The 23,258-nt window shown below is 29.6% G+C and carries 26 protein-coding genes and 1 pseudogene; 22 read left to right on the top strand and 5 right to left on the bottom strand.

Annotated features, from left to right (window positions below):
• The first annotated feature begins 61 nt into the window (after window positions 1-61).
• The 20 genes and pseudogenes from Q385_RS0107360 (at window position 62) to Q385_RS0107270 (ending at window position 18,018) form a co-directional block, all read left to right on the top strand.
• Complete coding sequence (locus tag Q385_RS0107360; protein WP_028951046.1) at window positions 62-340, top strand: hypothetical protein; 279 nt, start codon at window positions 62-64, stop codon at window positions 338-340.
• Window positions 341-342: 2 nt separating this feature from the next.
• Entirely contained in the window at window positions 343-4,182 is a 3,840-nt protein-coding gene (locus Q385_RS0107355) for a pilus assembly protein (protein ID WP_037919803.1), read from the top strand.
• Complete coding sequence (locus Q385_RS0107350; protein WP_028951044.1) at window positions 4,167-4,658, top strand: prepilin-type N-terminal cleavage/methylation domain-containing protein; 492 nt, start codon at window positions 4,167-4,169, stop codon at window positions 4,656-4,658. Before Q385_RS0107355 ends, Q385_RS0107350 begins: the two co-directional genes overlap by 16 nt.
• On the top strand, window positions 4,649-5,305 hold the full coding sequence (locus Q385_RS0107345) for a prepilin-type N-terminal cleavage/methylation domain-containing protein (RefSeq protein WP_028951043.1): 657 nt from the start codon (window positions 4,649-4,651) through the stop codon (window positions 5,303-5,305). The genes Q385_RS0107350 and Q385_RS0107345 overlap by 10 nt, the downstream gene beginning before the upstream one ends.
• Window positions 5,302-6,234 carry a PilW family protein gene (locus tag Q385_RS0107340; RefSeq protein ID WP_028951042.1) on the top strand — a complete coding sequence of 311 codons (933 nt, stop codon included), beginning with the start codon at window positions 5,302-5,304 and terminating at the stop codon, window positions 6,232-6,234. The genes Q385_RS0107345 and Q385_RS0107340 overlap by 4 nt, the downstream gene beginning before the upstream one ends.
• Window positions 6,189-6,683, top strand: coding sequence for a hypothetical protein (locus Q385_RS0107335; RefSeq protein ID WP_028951041.1), 495 nt, complete (start codon window positions 6,189-6,191; stop codon window positions 6,681-6,683). The genes Q385_RS0107340 and Q385_RS0107335 overlap by 46 nt, the downstream gene beginning before the upstream one ends.
• Window positions 6,684-6,772: 89 nt before the next feature.
• Window positions 6,773-6,862 (top strand): annotated as a pseudogene (locus Q385_RS09590) (prepilin-type N-terminal cleavage/methylation domain-containing protein); the annotation flags it as partial.
• Between the two features lie 15 nt (window positions 6,863-6,877).
• A complete protein-coding gene (locus Q385_RS0107330; protein ID WP_425427209.1) occupies window positions 6,878-7,189 on the top strand; it encodes a prepilin-type N-terminal cleavage/methylation domain-containing protein in 312 nt (103 codons plus the stop codon).
• A gap of 51 nt (window positions 7,190-7,240) precedes the next feature.
• On the top strand, window positions 7,241-7,645 hold the full coding sequence (locus tag Q385_RS0107325; protein WP_028951039.1) for a type IV pilin protein: 405 nt from the start codon (window positions 7,241-7,243) through the stop codon (window positions 7,643-7,645).
• A complete protein-coding gene (locus tag Q385_RS0107320) occupies window positions 7,630-9,495 on the top strand; it encodes a glycosyltransferase family 117 protein (RefSeq protein WP_028951038.1) in 1,866 nt (621 codons plus the stop codon). The genes Q385_RS0107325 and Q385_RS0107320 overlap by 16 nt, the downstream gene beginning before the upstream one ends.
• Window positions 9,496-10,113, top strand: a complete 618-nt coding sequence (locus tag Q385_RS0107315; protein ID WP_028951037.1) for a hypothetical protein — start codon at window positions 9,496-9,498, stop codon at window positions 10,111-10,113.
• On the top strand, window positions 10,110-11,150 hold the full coding sequence (locus Q385_RS0107310; RefSeq protein WP_028951036.1) for a glycosyltransferase family 9 protein: 1,041 nt from the start codon (window positions 10,110-10,112) through the stop codon (window positions 11,148-11,150). The genes Q385_RS0107315 and Q385_RS0107310 overlap by 4 nt, the downstream gene beginning before the upstream one ends.
• Window positions 11,147-11,851: a polyprenol monophosphomannose synthase gene (locus tag Q385_RS0107305; RefSeq protein ID WP_028951035.1), complete on the top strand. Its 705-nt coding sequence runs from the start codon at window positions 11,147-11,149 to the stop codon at window positions 11,849-11,851. The genes Q385_RS0107310 and Q385_RS0107305 overlap by 4 nt, the downstream gene beginning before the upstream one ends.
• Window positions 11,852-11,854: 3 nt before the next feature.
• The gene (locus Q385_RS0107300; RefSeq protein WP_028951034.1) at window positions 11,855-13,672 is read left to right on the top strand and encodes an aminotransferase class I/II-fold pyridoxal phosphate-dependent enzyme; all 1,818 of its coding nucleotides are present in this window, start codon (window positions 11,855-11,857) and stop codon (window positions 13,670-13,672) included.
• A gap of 63 nt (window positions 13,673-13,735) precedes the next feature.
• Window positions 13,736-13,882, top strand: coding sequence for a hypothetical protein (locus Q385_RS09465; protein WP_211245391.1), 147 nt, complete (start codon window positions 13,736-13,738; stop codon window positions 13,880-13,882).
• A gap of 58 nt (window positions 13,883-13,940) precedes the next feature.
• Window positions 13,941-14,096, top strand: coding sequence for a hypothetical protein (locus Q385_RS09460; protein WP_211245390.1), 156 nt, complete (start codon window positions 13,941-13,943; stop codon window positions 14,094-14,096).
• 99 nt (window positions 14,097-14,195) lie between these two features.
• A complete protein-coding gene (locus Q385_RS0107285; RefSeq protein WP_028951033.1) occupies window positions 14,196-14,912 on the top strand; it encodes a class I SAM-dependent methyltransferase in 717 nt (238 codons plus the stop codon).
• A gap of 2 nt (window positions 14,913-14,914) precedes the next feature.
• Window positions 14,915-15,583: a CDP-alcohol phosphatidyltransferase family protein gene (locus tag Q385_RS0107280; protein ID WP_028951032.1), complete on the top strand. Its 669-nt coding sequence runs from the start codon at window positions 14,915-14,917 to the stop codon at window positions 15,581-15,583.
• A gap of 174 nt (window positions 15,584-15,757) precedes the next feature.
• On the top strand, window positions 15,758-16,828 hold the full coding sequence (locus Q385_RS0107275) for a glycosyltransferase family 4 protein (protein ID WP_028951031.1): 1,071 nt from the start codon (window positions 15,758-15,760) through the stop codon (window positions 16,826-16,828).
• A complete protein-coding gene (locus Q385_RS0107270) occupies window positions 16,825-18,018 on the top strand; it encodes a lipopolysaccharide biosynthesis protein (RefSeq protein WP_028951030.1) in 1,194 nt (397 codons plus the stop codon). The genes Q385_RS0107275 and Q385_RS0107270 overlap by 4 nt, the downstream gene beginning before the upstream one ends.
• On the opposite strand, the gene Q385_RS0107265 is transcribed toward Q385_RS0107270, so the two are convergent.
• Complete coding sequence (locus tag Q385_RS0107265; RefSeq protein WP_028951029.1) at window positions 17,957-18,625, bottom strand: hypothetical protein; 669 nt, start codon at window positions 18,623-18,625, stop codon at window positions 17,957-17,959. The genes Q385_RS0107270 and Q385_RS0107265 overlap by 62 nt on opposite strands.
• Before the next feature lie 190 nt (window positions 18,626-18,815).
• Between Q385_RS0107265 and Q385_RS0107260 the strand changes: the two genes are divergently transcribed.
• Window positions 18,816-20,363: an ATP-binding protein gene (locus Q385_RS0107260; RefSeq protein WP_028951028.1), complete on the top strand. Its 1,548-nt coding sequence runs from the start codon at window positions 18,816-18,818 to the stop codon at window positions 20,361-20,363.
• Window positions 20,364-20,385: 22 nt separating this feature from the next.
• Here the strand turns inward: Q385_RS0107260 and Q385_RS0107255 are convergent, their stop codons facing one another.
• Together Q385_RS0107255 and Q385_RS0107250 are read right to left on the bottom strand one after the other, a co-directional pair.
• Entirely contained in the window at window positions 20,386-20,910 is a 525-nt protein-coding gene (locus Q385_RS0107255; RefSeq protein ID WP_028951027.1) for a nucleotidyltransferase, read from the bottom strand.
• Window positions 20,903-21,199, bottom strand: a complete 297-nt coding sequence (locus Q385_RS0107250) for a hypothetical protein (protein ID WP_028951026.1) — start codon at window positions 21,197-21,199, stop codon at window positions 20,903-20,905. Before Q385_RS0107250 ends, Q385_RS0107255 begins: the two co-directional genes overlap by 8 nt.
• 430 nt (window positions 21,200-21,629) lie before the next feature.
• Between Q385_RS0107250 and Q385_RS09345 the strand changes: the two genes are divergently transcribed.
• The gene (locus tag Q385_RS09345; protein WP_156925210.1) at window positions 21,630-21,785 is read left to right on the top strand and encodes a hypothetical protein; all 156 of its coding nucleotides are present in this window, start codon (window positions 21,630-21,632) and stop codon (window positions 21,783-21,785) included.
• Here Q385_RS09345 and Q385_RS0107240 read toward each other — a convergent pair.
• Window positions 21,778-22,668, bottom strand: coding sequence for a DnaJ C-terminal domain-containing protein (locus Q385_RS0107240; RefSeq protein ID WP_028951025.1), 891 nt, complete (start codon window positions 22,666-22,668; stop codon window positions 21,778-21,780). The two genes, Q385_RS09345 and Q385_RS0107240, sit on opposite strands and share 8 nt — an antisense overlap.
• Window positions 22,668-23,234: a nucleotide exchange factor GrpE gene (locus tag Q385_RS0107235; protein WP_028951024.1), complete on the bottom strand. Its 567-nt coding sequence runs from the start codon at window positions 23,232-23,234 to the stop codon at window positions 22,668-22,670. The genes Q385_RS0107240 and Q385_RS0107235 overlap by 1 nt, the downstream gene beginning before the upstream one ends.
• Window positions 23,235-23,258 lie beyond the last annotated feature (24 nt).

Below are 23,258 nucleotides of genomic sequence, written 5' to 3'. Positions count from 1 at the left end.
TTATACGAAAAAGGTTTATACTTTAGATACATTAAAAAAGCAAAGGAAGGAGTTATTTATAATGAAAAAGTATTTCTTGATTTTAGTTTTATTAATAAGTTATAAAATTTTAGCTATTGATAATTTATTCTTAGTAGGAAAAGTAGAAGATTATTTTCCTCTGACTAATGAATTAAAAATTAACGTTGAAAGCAGTTCTTGTAAAGGTACAAGATATTTTACCATCGATAAAAAACTAAATAGAAACATTATAGGAAAGAAAATATACTTTTCTATTGATGGCAGTTCTTGTGAAAAAAATACTAAATATAAAATTGTTGAGTTTTCTATAGGAGAATAGAAATGGACAGGAGAATCTTTAACTTAATTTTTGCTTTAATGTTTTTATATACATTTACTTCTAAAGCTGCTGATATGCAAAGCTATTGTTATGTGCCACCTTTTATGGGGCAAGCTATCTCACCTAACGTTATGCTGGTTATTGACGTAAGCGGTTCTATGTCTTGGTGTGCTTACAATCCTACAAGTGGTAAATATGGATGTTGTAATAATTCAAATGGATGCGGATGGACATACAAAGGCACCGAGGAGGGCTACTTTGACCCCAATAAAGTTTACAAGTATAACAACTCTAATGGCTACTGGGAAGAGTCGAGTGGAACCCCGTCAACATGTCCAAAAAGGCAGAGTGGTATTAGTACAGGAAAATTATATAAAGGTTCCTGCCTTAACTTTCTGTATATGAGCAGGATAGACCTGGTAAGGTGGGCACTAACCGGTGGAACGCTCAGCAGTTGCAACACGGGTATAAACACAGGGAATTATCAGATAAAAAGATGTAATCCTGAATCTTACGGCACATCTGGTGATCAAACTTCTTGCGATTCTTATGGATGTATTCTTAAAACTTATACTGATACTAAAGTAAAAGTTCCTTGGGATAGAATAAATCAGGCACTACTGTTCCAGCTCAAAAACCTGAGTCTAGAGCCACGCATAGGAGTGATGTTTTTTAGTGGCAATAGGATAAGAAACAATGCAAGCGTTTACATAGGGGACTTTACCTCATCCAACAACTACGATGCCCTGAACCCTTACAAGAATGCCATCACTCACATAAATGTGGAAGACCCATCTGGTGCAACCCCTACCGCCCCAGCACTTTGGGATACATATAACTACTTTGCACAGGAAAACCCTGGATACGGGGGACTAAATCCACAATCTGGAAGTGGAGACAAATGGAAAAATCCCATGTACCAGTGCTTTAACGAAAACAACAATGATCAGTGTGAAGGTAGTGAGCTAAAGTTAGTCCCCTGTGCTAAAAACTTTGTCATACTTTTAACGGATGGACAGTGGAACTATGGAGGTCCTCCTGGTAGTGTAGCATGGAAATGCACAATAGACTATGGCTTTGAATCAAGTTCCGCAGACCCCGTCGTGCCAGCTTACTGGCTCCACAAAAGAGGTTTTACCAATCAAAAAACTGGTATATCTTCAAGGGTTGAAGCTCTCTATGGAATAGGTCTGTTTTTGGGTGGTACAGGTGAAACATCATTAAAAAATGTCTCTATGTATGGTTCTTTTGATATAAATGGTCGCAATTGGCCAGATAGCTTGACTGGATATCCACAAAATACTTGCAACATGGATGACTGTGGTAGTGGCAAAGGTAGCGGCTGTACACCTCTTCCATCTTCTTCTCCTGACTGGGATAAAGATGGAAATGGACAACCTGATACTTTTTATTCTGCTTCAGATGCCACTGAAATAAAGAATGCTATTTTGAATGCTATACTGGATATTTTAAAGCGTGCTTCCTCCGGTTCAACCGTTGCTACATTATCAACAAAAACTTCCATTTCTTCCTTAATGATTCAACCTTTCTTCTTTTCTTCTTATACAGACTCTACAGGAAGAGATATAAACTGGATTGGTTTTTCAAGATCCTATTGGGTAGACCCCAAAAACGATAATAGGGAGGATACAAACTCAAATAAAGTTTTAAACCTCGACGTTGACAAAATTTTCCAAATATATTTTGATTACAATTACAATCAAACCAAAGCTGCTATTCTTACAGATACCTCTACATGTACTTCAACAGGAACAAAAGATTTAGTGAATTTAATTCCCGTATTTGATAGCAGCTGTTGGCTTGGAAACTGTAATCCATCTGACAGAAGAATTTATTACAATGCAGGAAACTCATTAAAAGAACTCACTACTTCAAACTCTTCCGATTTTAAAAATATTTGGGATTTAGTTGATAATAATTCTTCCGATAATTCAATAAACGATTCTACTACACAATGTATTATAAGATTTTTAAGAGGTGAGGATTTATCTTCTGATTCTACCTGTTTATCTAATGATTATGTAAAAAGAAATATGAAAATAAAAATTTCTGATGTATGCCCGGGATTGACAGGAGACAAAATTTGGAAATTAGGCGATACCATCACTTCAACCCCTGCTGTCGTATCAAACGAAAAATTAAATAATTACGACTATAGATATCAAGACTCAACTTATTACAGTTATGTAAACTCAGAAGATTATAAAAATAGACCAAGTATTCTTATTCAAGGCGCAAATGATGGAATGCTCCACTTTTTTAGAATGGGGACTATTACAGACCAATCTACAACAGACCCAGATAATCCTGTTAAACTTCAAAACTCTCCAACGGATTCCGGAAATAACTTGATTGGCAAGGAAGAATTTGCTTTTATACCTAAAAATGCTATACCTTATTTATTGTGGTATGGAAGAAAAGACTACTGCCATGTTCCTACGTTAGATAGTAGGGTAATAGTTTTTGATGCTTCAATAAATGGAAATCCTAATGACGACAAAACTTCTAATTCTTGGAGAACTATTGTAATTGGTACAATGGGATTTGGAGGAAAAGCCTTAACTGCAGGCAATACAACGTATAGTTCTTCTTTATTTGCTCTCGATATTACAGACTGGCTAAAAAATCCTTCAGCTTCAACACCAACAGTTTTATGGGAAATAACCCTGCCAGATAATACTTTGGTCTTATCTTATCCATCCGTAATAAGATTAGGTGATGCCACCAAAAACGGAAATTGGTATGTTGTAGTCGGAACAGGACCAAATGACCCTAAACCAGACTCAAATTCAAAATTTGTCAATAATCCTAAAATTTACTTTTTTGATTTAAAAACTGGAAATAAAGTCAATGAAATTACCATACCTTTACCAAATAACACTGTAACAGCAGTGGGTGACACTTTTCCAGTTGACGTTGATAATGACTATTCAGATGACACTATATACTTTGGACTCTATGGATTAAAGAAACAAGGAAATGTATGGAATAACTGGGGACAATTTTACAGATTAGTTATAAAAAACGGTCTTTCATCAGCATCACTTTCTAACGCTGTTGATATGGAAACATTTACTAATAATAACCATACACCACCTGTCACAGCTGCACCTAACTTTACAAAAGATGAAAAAGGAAATCTCTGGGTATTCTTTGGTACAGGAAGATATCTAACAGAGGATGATAAAACATTAAGTTATAAAAATTACTTTATAGGCTTTAAAGATCCATGTTGGAATGGAAGTTGCAGTACAACATTTACTAAATCAGATTTCACAGATACTACAAACGAAAATATCCAAGCTACCGTAGTAGAAGTTAAAAAAGTTTGTATATGCGATTCAACGGGATGTAGTAATAAAGATGTAGTTTACACAGCTAAAGGAAATACTCCAGCGGAAGTTGATAAAGGATGGTATAAGGAATTAAGTAATGAAGGGGTTATATCCCAAAGTTTAGTCTTTGGAAGTATAATAGACTTCATGACATTTATACCACCAAACGATATTTGTGCCTATGAAGGAAATTCTAAACTTTACGCACTATACTATAAATCTGGAACCGCTTATCCTAATCCGGCAATATTATCACCAAATGCTGTAACAGGAACAATATCTGTAGGTCAAACAGTTACTATAAATCCTTCTGTAAATTTAGGAGTTGGTATTCCACCAAGAGGAAATCCTTTCCAAGTATCAGTAAGTCAAAATTCTCCAAACACTTACGAAAAGTTTATCCAAATATCATCCGGGGTGGTTGTTAGACAATCACAACAACCTATCACCGGTAAACCAGGGTTTATACTATGGATAGAAAAGTAAGAGGATATAATATTTTTGAAATTTTAGTTGTATTGGTAATAATAGGTATTCTAATGGCTGTAGTTATAAGACCTATATTAGTATTTGTTGCAAATCAAAGATTAAATCAGGCTATTAATATGATTGTTGCTGATATAAATACTGTAAAAATTTACTCTTTATCAAAATCTAATCTTCAAGGTATTTTTGGGAATGAAAACGAAAATACTTACACAATCTTTATTGATAATAATTCCAATTGCAGTTTTAACCAAGGGACAGATCAAGTTGTAAGGACTGTAACTTTACCATCAGGTGTAACTATTAATGCAGACTTTTACTTCCTCTTCGATAGAAAAGGTTATCCTAGGAATGCAAGCTGTGGCCTTGGATTAGGTTCTATAGTTTTAAAAAATAACTTTGACGTATATAAAACAATTTGTATAGATAGATTTGGTAGAGTTAGAGTTGAAAATGGGAGTATAACATGCAATTAAGAAATGTTAAAGGTTTTACTATAATAGAACTTTTAATAGCATCTATTATTATTTTATTAGTTTCTATTGGTTTTTTAAGAGGCATACTGTTTTACATTCAGTATTCAACATCTCAAAAGATGAAAGATATGGCTTCGCAAATGAATAGTAATTTTATTAAATACTTTGACTCTTTACCTTACAATCAGATACAACCAACAAGTTATTATGATAACTGGGATTTTTCATCTTGCGATGTATATAATCCTTCTGGAAGTATTACAGAAAACTGTACTTTCACAAACGAAGATTCTGATGGAGATTCAATTCCTAATTTTTATGATCCTTATTACGAAACCAATGAAAATTTTTCAAATCCTTTGTCAAATTTAGGCAGTTGGTTAACTATATATCCAAATTCTGATGGAAGTTGTAATATGTCAAGTCTTAACCAAGCTTTACAGAAAATTCCTAATTGTATAGTCTCATTCAAAAGCAATATATCAATAACTAATTTTAGAATATATACCGCTGTTACTGTTGCAAGAGTTGCGACAACATCATTAGAATCTGGAAAAGCAATAGGAGTAATAACGTGGTACTTTGACCCTATTACGAAAAAATATAAATCCATACAAACTGTACTTTTTAAGGAGAATAACCAATGAAAAAAGGTTATACAATAATCGAGCTTTTGGTGGTTATCGCTTTATCTCTGATTATTGGGGCAGGTTTTTATACATTTTATACAACTGTTGTTAGGGAAAACATAAGTAAAAGTTCATTAGCAAAAAAAGAGCAAGATGTTTCCATTTTTGTAGAACAAATTATAAAAGATTTTCAATCCATAGGTTTTGGAGTGGATTATGACAAATTAAAGATAAAAGATGGTGTAGGCTGTGATTTATCAGCTGACAATCCTGTTTTGACTAAATGTAGTACTAACAATACAGTATCTTTTTTATCTTTAGCATCAACAGATCAGGTTAATTCAGGATGTTGGGGATTTATAGATATAAATGGAAAAATTAAGATGTATAATTCTTATGATACCTTGGGAAGGCTCTGTTCAGACATAGCTGAAAAATATTTAATATTAAATACGTCAAAAAAATTGATTGATTCATCTTACAGCTATAACCCAAGCAGTCCTAACACTAATTATAAAAACAGTTATGCATTTTATATAGGAAACAGTAATTATCCGAACTACTTTAAAGTTAAATATTATATGGATAACACAAATTTACCAAAGGAGTGTGCACCTGGAACCTATAACTTGCAAAAAAGTACTACAACAACTTCACCTATTATTTCTTGTGTGTTAAACTTCCAGATTAAATACATTGGTATAGATAATAACTTTTATGACACTTTTACTTTAGATACAGATCCATATCAAAATCTGAAAAAATTACAAGGATTAAAATTATGTATGATTGTTCAAGTTGGTGGAAGACAATCTACTCCTGAAAATCCACGAAATTACACATCTAATCAAGGATGTGCATCTTTTGATTTTTCAACTAATCCGGATTGGAGGTATTACAGATGGGTTATTATAGAGCAGACAATTCCATTAAAAAACATACATTAAAAAACAGAGAAAAAGGTGCTACGTTAATATTCGCACTTGCTGCTGCTATAATTGTTTTAATCGTTTTAGGTGGTATTTATTACATGATGACAAAAGTATTTAAAGTGTCTGAAGATATAAAAACATATACAAGTGCAAGAGAAGCCTCTGTTTCTGGAGTAAACTATGCAGCTACACTTATAAATCAAAATAAATTTAATCTTCAATTGGGAAGTTGTGCTCAAAATCCTATAAAAATAAAATTTAAACTCTCTAACGATCCAAATTTGTACGAAACAGTTGTATCAGTATGTTTTATAGGATATGAAATACCACCTGGATACGAAGTTACAGGTGTGGCTTATACGAAATCTATTCCAGGAGGTAAAGGGGAAGTTTACTCAATTACAGCTATATCTACAGGACCAAACAATACAAAGTCAATTATTGAAGCTTCCTACAAAAGGTAGCTCGTGAAAAAATTGTGAATACATATTGACAAATAAAAAAATTCAATGTATAGTTATAGTATAAATTAATTTCTTAGGAGGTAATAGACATGTTAAACACAGTCAGAAGTAACAACAAGGGTTTCACCCTCATTGAGCTCCTTATCGTAATCGCGATTATCGCAATTCTCGCATCCATTGCCATTCCACAGTACATGAAGTACCAGAAAAAAGCAAAGGTATCATCCTACGCAGAGCCTATAGCAAGAGCTTGTTTAATGGATTTGGCTGCTTACTGCGTAGAAAACCCTAGTACTAGTCTAACAATCAGCGCAACTTATGGCAAAAACTGTCAGACAACAACAACAACACCCGGAGGAGATGTTACCATAGGTGGAACAAATCCAACGTGTGATGCAACTGGTTCTTTAACTGCTGGAGAGGTTACAGCGACTTTAGCAAACGTAACAGATTATACAGCTAAGTGTAGTGTTCAAAATGGTGGATTTAAATGTACTGTTCAATAATAATCTAACTACTATAGGCAGGCTCTCTGCCTGCCTTTTGAGGTAATTAAAATGAAAATGGAGGCGGGGTTTAGTTTAATAGAGTTAATAGTTGTTATAGCTATAATTTCTATTCTTGCAAGTCTCTCTATACCTACATATATAAAGTATCAGAACAAAACTAAAGTTACTTCTTACGCTCTTCCTGTAGTTAAAGCTTGTGCTTACGATGCAGCCGGTGCATGCCAGGAATTAAATTTAAATGCAACTACGCCAATAGATATAACTACACTAAAAAATTGTCAAAATACTACTGTTCCTAACGGAAATCTCCAAATAAATATATCGGGGTCTATAAATTGTGATCCTAACGGTTATGTTTCAGACGGAACAATAACTGGAAAACTAAACAATATTATAGACTATACTGCAAAGTGTTATTTAAATAACAAAGGAGTTTTATGCACAGTAGAGTAATATATATAAATACATTGCTTGCTTTTATTATAATTTTATACGTTTTTTCATTATTTCCTGTGTTTTCTACAGGTGATGGTGGAGGGTTGGTTGTAGCAAGTCATTTACTTGGAATTGCCCATCCCCCTGGATATCCTTTTTATATTGAGTTGTCAAAACTTTTTTCCCTATTACCTGTAGCAAACATTGGAATAAGAATTGGCTTACTTACAGTTGTATTTTCAGCTTTATCTCTCTATCTAACATATCTGATTATTACAGAGTTAACAAATAAATCTATTTACGGCTTGATTGGTGTTTCATTTTTGGCTGTTTCATATTCTTTTTACTACAATTCGGTCGTTATAAAGTTTTACACTTTAAATTTATTCGTTATACTTCTCCTTACTTATCTAGGAATAAAAGTTATAAAAAGTAATAACTTAGACAGAAGAATAGTTTATCTGTCAGCTTTTTTATTAGGTTTAGGTTCTTCTATTCATCACACACTTTTAATAATGTCCTTACCTTTATTTGTCTTAGGATTGTTTTACTGGAGACAGTTTATTAGATTAATTCCATTATCTTTTTTATTTTTTATTATTGGTTTTTCTGTTAACTTACATTTGTATATAAGAAGCATAAAAGATAGTTTTTCTGCTGCTCACAAAGCTGATACTATTGAAAGATTTACAGCCATGATTCTTAGAAAGTTTTACGGAGACAGTTCTTCAGTAGATGCTACAAAAAATGCAGTTAGTAATATTGATTCCTATATTTATACTTTAAAAAATCTTTTTTATCTTTTTAGTGTTAATTTTTCTTATGTATTTGTGCTACTAGTATTTATAGGTTTTTATCTTATTTACAGAAGTAATAAGAAGTTGTTTTTATTCTTATTTACATCGTTTTTCTTCTACTCCATTATATTGGGTAAAATCACATTAAGCAGTAAAGTTTTAGATTTAGCCACAGTTTATGTATCAGGGAATCAATATTTTCTACCAGCCTTGGCTTTTTTTACAATTATATACTGCTACGCTATGTATGTATTTTTTGAGCTTTTAAAAGAAAAAGGTTTTTATTTTGTTTATAATGTGATTTTATTAATTCTTGTTTTTTTTCCTTTTACTTTTTTATTTTCAAGATTTGTAGAAACAAACCACTTTAATAACTGGGTTCCTTACTACCACGCAAAAGATTTATTATCTTACAGTCCTGTATCATCATTAGTTAGTACCTACGGAGATAATCACACTTTTGAGCTATGGTATTTAAAAATAGTTGGAAGGTATAGAGATGATGTTTGTCATATAACATCTCATTATTACAATAGTATCCAATGGAGAGTAGAAGGTTGTAAACCAAAAGAAATTTATAAACCTTTAATACCTGAATTTTTTGCAGGAGATTCAATCAAAGTTATGGATGAAAAAAGATTCATATCTACAGTGGCACTGGCTCCTCAACATCCATTGTATAACTTTGTTGAAGTAAAACCCTTTTTATACACATTTTTCTATGTAAACAAAAATGATAACACGCCTTCTGAATGGTATAATAAAATAAATTTAGAAAAGGCAAAATTCTTATCAACAGATGTATGTCTAAGCCATAATGTTGATGATCCATTTACTTTCGAAATGTGTAATTTCTTTTCAAATGCATATTTAGTCTTAGCAAGTAGTGTAGTTCCAACGCTCAAACTTAATGAGCTTAATGTTGATGCATCTATTTCTTATGGTAGATTTTTAGCACCTTTTAAGTTAAAGATATACGAATCTCCGCAAAATCAATCATTTATAGAAATCTATAAAGCCTTAAGAGCCTATAACGACCCAAAACAGTCTTATCTTTTACCGGAGGAATAAATGAATAAAAAAGTTGTACTATTTATAGTTATAATGGTTTTAATCTCATTACTATTAAGGAGTTTATATACACAATATAAATTCATTACAATAGCAAAAGACCAAAAAGGTTTAGAAAAAGTTAAATCATTGGAAAAAGTAATTCTGTTCTGTGTACCCTTTAGTCCATTTAATAAGATTGCTGTTGATGAATTAAAAAAGGAATGCCAAAATTTTTCTATCAACGATGAAAAACTATACTGCTACGAAACTTTACGAACTAGTCTTATACAAATAAAAAGCATATATCAACCATATAAAGAAATTTTAGATGAAATTATTCCAATTATAGCTTCCCTTAGAGCCAAAGAAATGATAAGTTGGGAATTTAATGATTACAAAGAATCTGACTTTAATACACTTTATAAGAATCAAATCAAATTATTAATGTATGATAACACACCATCATATTTTTGGAGTTTTATCGTCGGCTTTTCATTAATAGGTTGGATTTCATCTGTAATATTTTTAATCTGGAAAGGATTAGGTGAAAACATAAATGTCTTTAATATATTTTGGGGATTGTTAGCTTTTGTATCTTTTTTTAGTTTGTGGATTTTAGGGTTGTATATGGCATGAAGGTATTAATAGCTCCTCAGTTTGGGATAGGAGATGCTTTAATGACTACTCCTGCCTTAGAAGTTTTGAAGGCTAATAAACCAGATTGGATAATAGATGTCTTTACAATTAAAAAACCTATAATGGAGATTTATCAAAACAACCCAAACATAGATAAAGTAATCTATTATCCACTACTAAATAAAAGTAAAATCCAGTCTATACTCTATATTCTGAAAAATGTTTCTTTTAAATATGATATTACCATAAATTTCTTTCCATCAAACAGAAGAGATTACAACATTTTCTCTTTTCTTACATTTTCCAAAAACAGACTTGGTTTTAAGTACAAAAATAGTAAGTTTTTAATCTTTGATTTTTTATTAACCAAGAAAATTGAAGAAGATTATAATCTGCACTGTGTAGAAGAAAATATAAGAATACTAACCCTTTTAGGAATAAACTATAAAGAAAACATTCCCAATTTAAAAATTTATCTAACTGAAGAAGAAATAAATATAGGAAGAGAATTCTTAACTTCATACGATAACTCTATAAAAGTTGGTATCCATACTGGAAGTAGTAGTTTTAAGAACCACCAAAGTAAAAGATGGAGAAAAGAATACTTTTTAGAAGTTATCAATTATTTTAAAGACTTTACTTTTTTTCTTTTTGGAACAGAAGAAGAAATGGAAGAGAATCTTTTTATCAAAGAAAATGCGAAATTCAATAACGTAGTCTTAGTTGCTGATAAATCTATCAGAGAAGTTGCAAGTATTATGAAACATTTAGACTTATTTATATCTAACGATTCTGGGTTAATGCATCTGGCAGGTGCGATAAACATATCTGTAATTGGAATATTTGGACCAACAAATCCTGTTTGGGTAAAGCCTTGGAATGTTAAACATAAAATTATAAAAATGGATTTACCATGTTCTCCTTGCTTTTATTATTCCCCTAAACCACTTGAATGTAAAATAGATGAAAAATATAAATGCTTAAATGATATTAAACCTAATAAAGTTATAAAAGCTGTAGAGGAACTTTTGTCGTGAAAGGATTAGTAATCTTACCAACATACAATGAAGTAGAAAATATAAAGAAAGTTTTAGATAGTTTAATGAACTTTGAAAATATTCACGTTTTAGTTGTAGATGATAACTCTCAAGATGGAACTTCAGAAATCGTTAAAACATATCCTGAATTTGATAATAAAGTTTTTTTAATACAACGCCCTTATAAAATGGGATTAGGAACGGCATATACTGCAGGCTTTAAATGGGGTATTGAAAAAGGTTATGATATTTTTTTTGAAATGGATGCAGATTTATCTCACGACCCAAAAGATATACCACGATTTATAGAAAAGTTAAAAGAAGGTTATGATGTAGTTATAGGGTCTCGTTATATAAATAACACTATTAGCGTTGTAGGATGGGATTTTAAAAGATTACTTATTTCTAAATTTGGCAACTGGTATGCTACAACTATTTTAGGTTTAAAACAGTTTTCGGATATTACCAGTGGATATAGAGTCTACAAAAAAGAATGTTTAGAAAAAATAGATTTAAATAAAATTAAATCAAATGGTTATGCATTTCAAATAGAGATGGTTTACAAACTATATAAAAAAGGCTGTAAGATAACAGAAATTCCTATTATTTTTTATGAAAGAAATGGAGGCTCATCAAAAATGAGTAGAAAAATAGCCTTAGAAGCAGCTATAATAGTATGGAGACTAAAATTTGGAGGGTAATAATTGAGTAATTTTCAAGCTGTTATTTTAGCTGCTGGAATAGGTTACAGATTATTACCTTATACAAAGAATAGACCTAAAGCCATGATAGATATTAACGGAAAACCCATATTAAGCTATATTTTGGATAGTTTAGTGCAAAATAATATTCAAGATGTAATAATTGTTGTAGGATATAAGAAGAATAATATAATTTCTTTCGTAGAAAAGTATTATTTCAATAAATTCAAAAATATTACTTTTGTAGAAAATAAAAAATACAATAAAACAAACAATATCTATTCCTTGTGGTTAGCAAGAAATGAAATATATAAAGATTTTATTTTAATCGAATCAGATTTAATTTTTGAACCACAACTAATAAACAAGATTCTCACATGTAGAGATAAAAATCTGGTTGTTGTTGATAAGAAAGAAAAGTGGATGGATGGTACAGTAGTAAAGATAGATACTAATCGTAAAGTTATTGATTTTATATTATACGATTTTAAGGATAATAATGAGTACGCAGAATTATATAAAACGGTAAATGTATATAAATTTTCTATTGATTTTTGGAGAAAAAAATTTTTACCTATGTTAGATCTTTATATTAAAACACAACCTTTATCAAAATATTATGAAGTTATATTAAAAATTTTATCACAAATGGACTATTCTAAATTAAAAGCATATATTATTAAAGATATTAAATGGTTTGAGATAGATACTATAGCAGATATTTATAAAGCTGAAGTATTATTTTCATCTCCTAGAGAAAAATACAAAAAATTAAGTGAAATGTTCGGCGGATTATGGGATTTTGATATTTTGGATTTTAATTTTGTAACAAATCCCTATTTTCCACCAATAAAACTAAGAAATAAGCTTGAAGAGTATAGTCCTAATCTGATACAAGGATATTCATCTACTCAAAATATAGTAGATGCAAAAATGTCTTCTGTTTTGAATGTAGAGCAGGATTATTTATTAACAACAAATGGAAGTTCGCAAATAATTAAAATACTTTCTTTTTTATTAAATAAAGAAAAGGTTGGTATACTTTACCCTAACTTTGATGAATATTTAATATTCAATAATAAAGAACTAATATATACCTTTCCAGAAGATAACTTTACCATAGATATTAATGATTTAAAAAGAGCTATAAAAGATAAAGGTATAGATGTTCTCATTTTATCAAATCCAAACAATCCAACAGGTCAGATAATTCACCCTGAATATATAGAAGAACTTTTATCTATGAATTATTTAAAATTTGTAATAGTAGACGAATCGTTTATTGACTTTGCTCCACAGGAATATTCTATGATAAAGAGATTTAAAAATTTTAATAATTTAATAATTTTGAAAAGTCTTGGAAAATCTCTGGGAATTCCAGGTTTAAGATTAGGTGTAATAATAACTAAAAATAAAAAAATTTTAGAAGAAATAAGAAATCATTTACCCATTTGGAATATAAATAGTTTTGCAGAAAAATTTCTCGAAGAATTTCCAAAATATAAAAAATTATATGTATATTCTCTAAGAAAGATTCAAAGCGAAAGAGAAAAATTCATAGAAAATTTGAAAAACTTAAAAAATATTAAAATATTTCCAAGTTTTGCAAATTTTTTTCTTCTAAAAATAGAACACCCTAATTTAAACGCTACAGATATAGCAGTAAAAATGCTAGAAAAAAATATTTTTATAAAGGATGTTACGTCAAAAATAACAAGTAAAAATAAAAAAGAAAATTCCAGTTATTTTCGAGTAGCTGTTCGAAAAAAAGAAGAAAATTACTATTTTTACGAAGAACTAAGGAGAATACTGCATATATAAGTTCATATAGACAGTGAACACCTACCCCTGTAAAATAAATTTACTAAACAGGAGGTAGGTAAAATGAAAGGTATTATAGGAGCTCTTATGTATATAACAAAACTCTTCCACAAAAAACTATCAAACAAAATAAAAGATGTCCCACTAACAAGAGAAGCTAAAACAAGGTTTAAATGGAAAGACCATTACCCAAAAACCAAAAACATCTGAAAAACCTATAGATACTTCGGAATATCAAGAAACACATTCTATTAGTAGCCAAAAAGATATGAAAAAGTTGGACTTGAAGGTCTTTACGACAAACCTTAAAACCCAAATAAACACAAAAAAACCAACCGTAAGAAACAAATACAAGGAAGAAGCAATAAAAATTAGGAAAGAAAATCCTACATGGAGTAAAGAGAAAATATCAGCATACCTATAAGACTGCACTTTAGGATATAAAACTCCTGCAGAAATAGTTAATAAAATGTGATAAAATTTTTTTAGGTGTGGGTGTTCACGCTTCTGGGAGGAAAAAGCTTTGAAAAATGAATGGAAGAGAATATGGAATAGTAAAAAAACTGAAAAAGATATATTAGAACTAGAAGATATATTAAAACTTAACGGCTATGACACTAGATTTGCTGGAGATTTTGCTAAAATCTTTATAAAAAGGATCAAAGATGTTACAAAATATTTCCATTTTAAACCTGAAGATATAATTTTAGATGCGGGTTGTGGAGCCGGTGCTTTTTTATGGTTTTTAAAACATCAAAAAATTAAATTTAAAAATTATATTGGTATAGATTACTCTTTATCTCTTTTAGAAGCTTTCAAACACAATCCTTATTACAGCAACAGTTTAACTCTTTTAAATTCGGAGCTTGCTTATATACCTTTACAAAATTATTCTGTAGATAAAATTTTTTGCTATAGTGTATTTTTATATTTTGAAAATATTCAATATGCAATTAAAGTTTTAAATGAATTTGACAGAATTTTAAAATATAACGGGGAGATAATAATATCCGATATTCCTGATATAAATAAAAAGGTAGCACACGAAACATTTCGTAAAAGCTTAATTGGGGAAGAAAAATATAATGAACTATATAAGAACTTACATCATTTATATTATGACAGGAGGTTTTTCCTGAATTTTTTCAAAAGCAAGTACCATATTGAAATATTTGACTTACATGACATAAACTACCCAAATAGCCTGTTTAGATTTTCTGTTTATTTGAAGAGGAAATAAAGATGAGGACCAAATACACAAAAGAAGATTTAAAAAAAGCGTTAAAAGACAAAGAATCCTGGATAGCAATAACTTTTTTCGAAAAAGTCTATACAAATATTGCTTTGTGGCTTGCAAACTATACTTCATTAACACCTAATACAATTACTTTTATAAACTTTTTTATAGTTATATCTTCTGCTTTGATGTTTTATATGAACAATTTTATCATAGGAGGTATTTTATACCTATTATTTTATATATTAGATGGAGTTGATGGAACAGTTGCTAGACTTAAAAAAATATCATCAAAATATGGAGAATTCTTGGATGTGGCATTTGATGTATTAGGAGTGTTTTTTATTTCTATATCTATTTCCTGGAGTTTGTATGAAGAAACAAAAAGTATAATTTCCTTTACACTTGCTGTTCTCTTTCCGTACACTTCAATTTTAGATGCTTTTTTAGGTTATTTGACAAGGGAAATGAATAAAAAAGCCTTGTCTCATTCGTTTTCCTCCAATAGATATATACTGGTTCCTCTACAATCAGATTTTGGATTGATTTTATTTACTTTGTTTGGCATTTTAAACATAAAGAACCCTTATTTTTATTTTGTTGTTTCCCTTTTTTATTTCGCAGAAATTATTACTTCTATAATTCTAAAAGTAGTAATGTTTAGAAAAAAATAATTTGTCTAATATGCCCTATAAGTATATAATATTCTAATGAGCTGGAAGTGGAGAAGTATAATCAGGGGCTTATAAAAGAGGTATGATAGGTGAGTGCTAGGACTAAAGACAAAGTGGTATACTGGTATCAGACAGAGTCTTTAAGGTTTATTAGACAAATATGAAGAAATAAAGATGAAAATCCTTCATCTTATATACGACCATATAAACAATCCCTGGGTTGGTGGTGGTGGAGCTGTAAGATGTTATGAACTTAACAAAAGATTAGCAGAAAAAGGTCATGATATAACCGTAATATCAGGTAAATATCCAAGTGCTAAAGATTATTCGGAAGGGGATTTAAAGTTTAAATTTTTAGGAACTGATAAAAGTTATAAATTAAGTGTTTTTTCTTATGCATTTGAATCTATAAAATATTTAAAGAATCACGCTAAAGAATACGATATAGTAATTGAAGATTTTGCACCATGGAATCCAATTTTCTCTTTTTTATTTATCAAGAAAACGGTATTACAATTACATCACAAAGAAGGTAAGCAAATTCTAAAAAGATATGGCTTGTTTGGATTACCTTTTTATTTAATAGAAAATTTTTACCCTCGTATCTATAAAAGTATTATGTGCGTTTCCGAAACTTCAATTCGCAAGTTTAACGTAGAAGGGAAGGTTATTCCTAATGGGATCAATGAAAAGTTATTGGAAGAATATGTAAGGCTGGGAAGCTATATAGGTTTCATTGGAAGAATAGATATATTTAACAAAGGTTTAGATGTATTGCTAAAAGCTTTTCAAAATATAGAATTTCCTCTCAAAATAGCAGGTAAAGGAAAAGATGAGTCAAAACTTAAAAATTTAATAAATGTACAAGAATTAAATAACAAGATTGAAATCCTGGGATTTTTAAATGATCAAGAAAAGGTTAATTTTATAAAAAACTCAAAATTCATAGTAATGCCTTCAAGATACGAAGGTCAGGGTATTGTTGCTTTGGAGGCTGCTAATATGGGAAAACCTCTTATTGTTAGTGATATTCCAGAATTGTCTTATGTTGTGGAAAATGGTTTTGGATTAAGTTTTAAAAGCGAAAATCCCGAAGATTTAAAAGATAAGATAATAACTTTGTGGAAAAATGAAGATATGATTTTACAGATGGGAAAAAAAGCAATAGAATATGCAAAAAAATTTACGTGGGATAAACTTGCTATTGAATATGAAAAATTTTTACTAGAGATTGTAAATAAATGATTAAACATTTTCTTTATTTGTCATTAATGTTTTTTTATATTAATGGTATTGGATATATATTTCACTTTATAATAAGCAGGAGGCTTGGTCCAGAAGGCTATGGAGAATTTATGGTCTTATATTCCTTTATGTTAACTGTGGGTTTTATTTCTAGTGTTTATCCAACAATTGCAATAAAAAATATTCTCGAAAATAAAGAAGAAAAACTAGAAGTTCTTAGATTTTTAAGGATAGTAGCTTTTATAACAGGACTTTTATTTTTCAGCATACTTTCTATATTATCTCCATATTTAAAAGATTTTTTACATATTAGCAATACATTTTCAATTATTATTATTGCCTTGGTTTCTCTTTTGATTTTTTTAGAAAATGTAGAAAAGGGTTATTTACAAGCTGAAAATAGATTTGATATATATTCTTTTTTAAACGGATTAGAACTTACTTTAAGACTTTTATTCGCAATAATTTTTGTTAATTTAGGGTTTGGAATAGAGGGAGCCTTATCTTCTAGTGTTTTTTCTATGCTTTTTAGTTTAATTATCCTTGTATACTTAAATAAAAATATTTTTGGTAGTATAAAGAAACTCTCTTTTAAAAAGATGATAAAATCTTTTTTATTGGTAAGTCCATCGGGATTTTTTGTTTATGCTGATGATATTTTTATAAAAAGAATTTTTGAGCCTTTAATAGCAGGATATTTCGCTTCAGCATCTATTTTAGGAAAAGCGTATATATGGTTTATTCTAACTTTATTTTCTGTTATATTTGTAAAAATTTCAGAAAAAAAGGAAAAAGCAGTTAAATATATTCTATACTTTTTTATATTTATGATTTTTAGCTTTGGAATCACAGAAATTATCCTATATTTTATCGGAGAAAAGGTATTTTTATTACTTTTTGGCGAAAAATATTTACAAGCTTATGAGATACTACCGTTTTATATCTTTTCTGTACTGCCTCTTTTATTGAATTTAGTTATTTACTATGTAAACATCTCATTGGAAAAAGCTTTTTTTAGCGTGTATGTACATTTAGTATTTTATTATCTAGGTTTTGCGTTTATAAAATTTAATTCTGTATACGAATACCTTGCTTATATTTTTATTATAAATGCAGTTTTCTTAATGTTTAACCTTCTTTTCTTTTTAAAGAAATTCCAAGATATTCATAAGCAGAGTATACCGCAATAATTATAAATATTACCAAAAACAAGCCAAAAATTTTAAAAGCAAAAATGTAAGATTCTAATAAAAAGTAAGCTATTATTAAAAGCAACATTAAAAAAATAAAATTTTTCTGACCATTTTCAATTTTAACGTTTAATAGTCTGCCTAATATGCTTGACTTAGAAAGTTTTACAACTCCTGAGATAAGAATAAAGCTGATAAAGATTTTGATAAGTACGACAATAAATATGGTAACTTTATTAAGTACAGGTATTGAAGTTATTAAATCATAAAGTTCAATTTTCCTTGTAATAATGTTTATCATAGATAGAACCAGAAATCCATCAAATAACAGTAGAGCTAATAATCCCGTAGGTTCCTTTACTGAATCGTTGTCTAAAGTGTATGGACTTTCTTGAAGGTGCTCTACAATCTCTATATCCACATAATCTTTTAATGTTTCTTCAATATCTTTAAAATAATTTTCATCTAATTTAAATTCAAAAAAACCTTTTTCCCTTAAGGAAGTAAATAGATTTTTTGTATCAACATTATACTTTTTTAAAGTGTTTAGTATCTCCCCTGTTTTTTCTTTTGATTTTATGTAAAGTCTTACTATAACAACACTCATAATAACCTCCTCCAAAATCATGATTATTTTACTATTATAATATCAGAAATTTAGTCTTTGTTTTAAATTCCATCTAAATAATATATACATATTAAATTTCAATATGTAATTTTTAATATAATAAACATTATATTGCAAAAAATACAAAAATGGACATAATAAACCAAATAAATGTGTTAAAATAAATCTTATGAGAAAACTACCGATAGGAATACAAAGCTTTAAAAGTATTAGAGAAGATAACTACTACTACGTAGACAAAACGCCTTTTGTCAAAAAGTTAGTAGATAACGGAAAGTACTTCTTCCTAAGCAGACCAAGGAGATTTGGAAAATCTCTGTTTGTAGATACTCTAAAACAAGCTTTTTTAAGTAATAAACAGCTATTTGAAGGACTGTATTTGGAGAATAATTGGGATTGGAGTAAAAAATATCCCATTATACACATTGATTTTGGCAGTAGAAATGTAAGCGACGTTAATTTATTAAAAAGATGGATTATAGAGCAACTTAAAGAACACATTACAATCTATAGCGTTAAAATAGAAGAGGAAGACGATTATGGCTTTTTATTTAGAAAGTTGATTTTAAAACTTTACCAAGAGTATAAAACTCAAGTTGTAGTATTAGTAGATGAATACGATAAACCAATATTAGACAGAATAGAGGACACGCAGAAAGTAATTGAAATAAGAGAAGTCTTAAAAGACTTCTACAGCGTTTTGAAGACAGCTGAGCCTTATTTAAAGTTTGTATTTTTAACAGGTGTATCAAGATTTTCAAAAGTGTCTATATTTAGCGGTTTAAATCAGTTAAATGATATTACTATAGATTCAAGATTTTCTACTATTTGCGGATATACTCAGTCAGACCTTGAAACTGTCTTTGCTGACAGATTGGAAGGAATAGACTTAGAAAAACTAAAATACTGGTATAACGGATATAACTGGCTTGGAAATAAAGTTTATAATCCTTTTGATATATTACTATTTTTTGATAAGAAAGAATTTAGACCTTTCTGGTTTGAAACTGGAACTCCAACCTTTTTAGTTAAATTGTTTTACAAAAATAAGTATTATCTACCCAACTTAGAAAACTTGGAAGCTGATGAAGGAATTATTTCTAATCTTGACGTGGATAATGTAAAGGTTGAAAATATCTTATTCCAAAGTGGATATTTGACTATAAAAGATACTTACACTCTTGGAGATGAGATGTATTATCTTTTGAGTTATCCTAATTTTGAGGTAAGAACGAGTTTTAACAAAGCATTTTTAAACTACATTGATAGAGTTGGACTAAGCTATAGACCAGAGTCTCAAATTTACAGAAGTATAGCAGAAAACAATTTAGACAAATTAAAGGAGACATTATACAGCTTCTTCGCAAGCATACCAAATGACTGGTATAGAAAAAACGATTTAGACAGGTACGAAGGATTTTACGCATCAGTGGTGTATGCAATGTTTACAGGAAGTGGATTAAACACAAAGGCAGAAGATACGACTAATATTGGAAAGATAGATTTAACTGTATTTTATCAAGATAGAGCGTATATAATAGAGTTTAAAGTAGTAGAGAAAGAAGCTGAAAACAAGGCTTTAAGTCAGATGAAAGAGAAAAGGTATTATGAAAAGTATTTAGGAAGCTGTAGAGAGATTTACTTAATTGGAATAGAGTTTAGCAAGGAAAAGAGAAATATAGTTTATTTTGAGTACGAGAAAGTAGAAAGTTTATAGTAAACCCCGCTTTAAATACAAATTACTGCCTTTTTAAAAGCTCGTTTATGAATAAGGCGTAGATCTTTTTAAAATTAAATAAAGCTGTATCTTTGATAGATTCTTTTAAAACCTTTTCATAAAGTACATCTAAATCTCGTTTCTTTACCTTTTTTCTAATACCTACTGCCAAAGCATCTTCTATATCTTGTGTTGTTCCTCTTCTTAGCTTCATAATAATGTAATCTTCTGGACTTAAAATTTTGATTGTAAGTAAACCATTTTGATAAACTATTTGACATCTTTCTCTATAACCAGATGGCATAGAGATAACACTCCAACCTGACACATTTTCACTTAAATCACTTTCAAAACCTTTAGATTTTAAATAAAAGTAAAGATCTTCTATATTACCTTGTTGTAGTTCTGCATCCAAGTCGTATGTAAACCGAAATTCAACATCATAAAAAGGTAATGCTAAAGCTCCAACAAGTAAGAGTTCTAATGGTTCTTTTTTTTCTACTACAAATTGCTTTAGTAGTTCTAAAATTTTTTCTTTGTCATTCAATGCTTCTTAATACCTCGAAAATTTTTCTTACCTCTATATCTGGTAGCTTTTCGTTAACTTTTGGTAGAGGCTTTTCTCTCTTTATAAGGTAAGAATAGTTGTTATAGATTATACAAGCTTTTTTATATATTTCTTCTGGAATGTTAAACTCTTCCCAATCTACAGACCCATTAACAGCTATTTCGTAAGGTAGCAAGTTAATCCCAGACCTGCTTGATAACAACTCTTCCAACGTTGCTTTTTCTTTTCCGTATAAAGTTTTTAACCTTAATGTTATTTCTTTTTCCATAAGCAATAATATAATGAATGTTTAACGGGTTTTCAACACACAAAAAATCTTGTCAGAAAGTTAAATTAGGAGTAGTTTTATATTAGTAAAACTCTATAAAAGGAGAATATAGCAATGGGAATTGTATTTGTATTTTTAGTATTTATTTTGTTCACTTTTGTAGCTATAATAATTTTTGCTTATTCATCTTTAAAGGGAAATCTCTCTGATTCAACTCAATCAGAAGAGATATATAACAGATTGATTAACAACAATGATAATTTTAATTTTTCTAAAAATATTTTCACTAATGATGATACCAACTATTGCACAGACCCAAGATACAACTTCCTAAGTTGTAATATTTTTCACGATGATGATTCTTTAAGCAGTAGCAGTGATATCTGCACTGACCCAGCTTATAGCTTTTTAGGCTGTAATATTTTCCACAATGATAGTTATACAAGTAGCAGTTGGGATAGCTTTAGTAGCTGGGATAGCTTTAGTAGTTGGAATAATTGGGATAGTTCAAGTAGTTGGAATAGCTGGGATAGCTTTAGTAGTTGGACTGATAGTTTTAGTAGTTCAAGCAGTTGGGATTAAATAAGCCGTATATAAATATCTCCTCTCTCTCCAGTTTTACTTATATACCCTTCATCTTTTACTTTTATAACGGAGTGTTTTGTAGAGTTAGGGGGGACTTTTATCTGAAGTATCTCGTTTAAAGGGTTTTTTATACGGATGTAATCATAATTGGATATATCTTCATCTAACTTTAAGTTTAAAATTAAATCTTTACCTGACTTTTCAAAAAAGCCTGTGTCCAATTTAAATCTAATTATCAAGTCTCCGTTTTTACCACCATTTAAACCACAGTGTCCTTTTCCCTCTATCTTGATTTTATTTCCCGTTTCAACACCTATAGGTACTTTAAAGCTTACTTGGTCTATTGTCTTTATGTACCCAAATCCTTTACACGTTTTACATGGGTTTTTTACTACAAAACCTTTTCCTAAACACTTAAAACAGATTATCTTACCTATTTTTGTTTGGATTCTACCCTCTCCATCACATTTATCACACTTTACTATTTGGCTGTAAGAGGTTATAGAGCTTCCTTCACACTCTTGGCAAACAACTTTTCTTTCGTAAGATATTGTTTTTTCTCCACCTAATATTCCATCTTGGAGAGAGATTATTACTGTAGTTTTTATATCTAAACCTCTCAAAGGTTTATCAGTGAAACCTAAAAAGTCTAATAATTTTTCTTCTAAGATTCTGGTTAAAGATTTTCTGTTTATGTATTTGTCATACTCTTGTCTTTTCTCAGGATTTATTAAGGTCTCATAAGCTGTGTTTAATACTTTTAAAATCTCTTTACCATTTGGGTTTATATCTGGATGAAATAACTTAACTTTCTTTCTGTAGGCTTTTTTTATCTCTTCAGGAGTAGCGTTAAAAGCTACTCCTAAAAGTTTGTAAAAGTTCATCAGGTAATTTCTTCTTCCTCTACTGATACTATTACTTTTGCAGGTCTTATAACTTTTCCTTTAAATGTATAACCATGTTGTAAAACTTTTACTATCTGGTTTGGTTTATACTCTTTAGATTTTACTGTTTCTATTGCTTCGTGAATCATAGGGTTAAATTCTTGGTTATCTTCTATCTTTTCAATTCCAAAGTTTTTAAGAAGGTTTATAACTTGATAATGGGTCATCTGTATTCCTTGAAGTATAGAGTTTATATCGTTTGTATGCTTAAAACTCTCTAATGCTTTTTCAAAGTTATCTACAACTTCTAAAAACGCTTTTGCAAATTTTTCTATAGCCTCTTCTTTTATCTGCTCTTTTTCTTTTATAGTTCTTACTTTGTAGTCTTCAAAATCTTTCTGTATAAGTTGATATAAGGCACTTAATCTTTTTGCAGCTTCGTCTGTTTTTTGAAGTTTTGCTTTTAACTCTTCGTTTTCTTTTTTAAGTTGTTCAATTAATGCATCTTTATCAATAACTTCTTCTTGTTGATTTTCTTGATTTGTTTGTTCTTTGTTTTCTTCCAAAGTTTTACCTCCAGATTTTTTATT

The sequence above is a fragment of the Sulfurihydrogenibium subterraneum DSM 15120 genome (genome assembly GCF_000619805.1).
Taxonomy (GTDB): domain Bacteria; phylum Aquificota; class Aquificia; order Aquificales; family Hydrogenothermaceae; genus Sulfurihydrogenibium; species Sulfurihydrogenibium subterraneum.
Note: the sequence above shows the minus strand (reverse complement) of the source record. Positions and strands in the feature narration are given on the sequence as shown.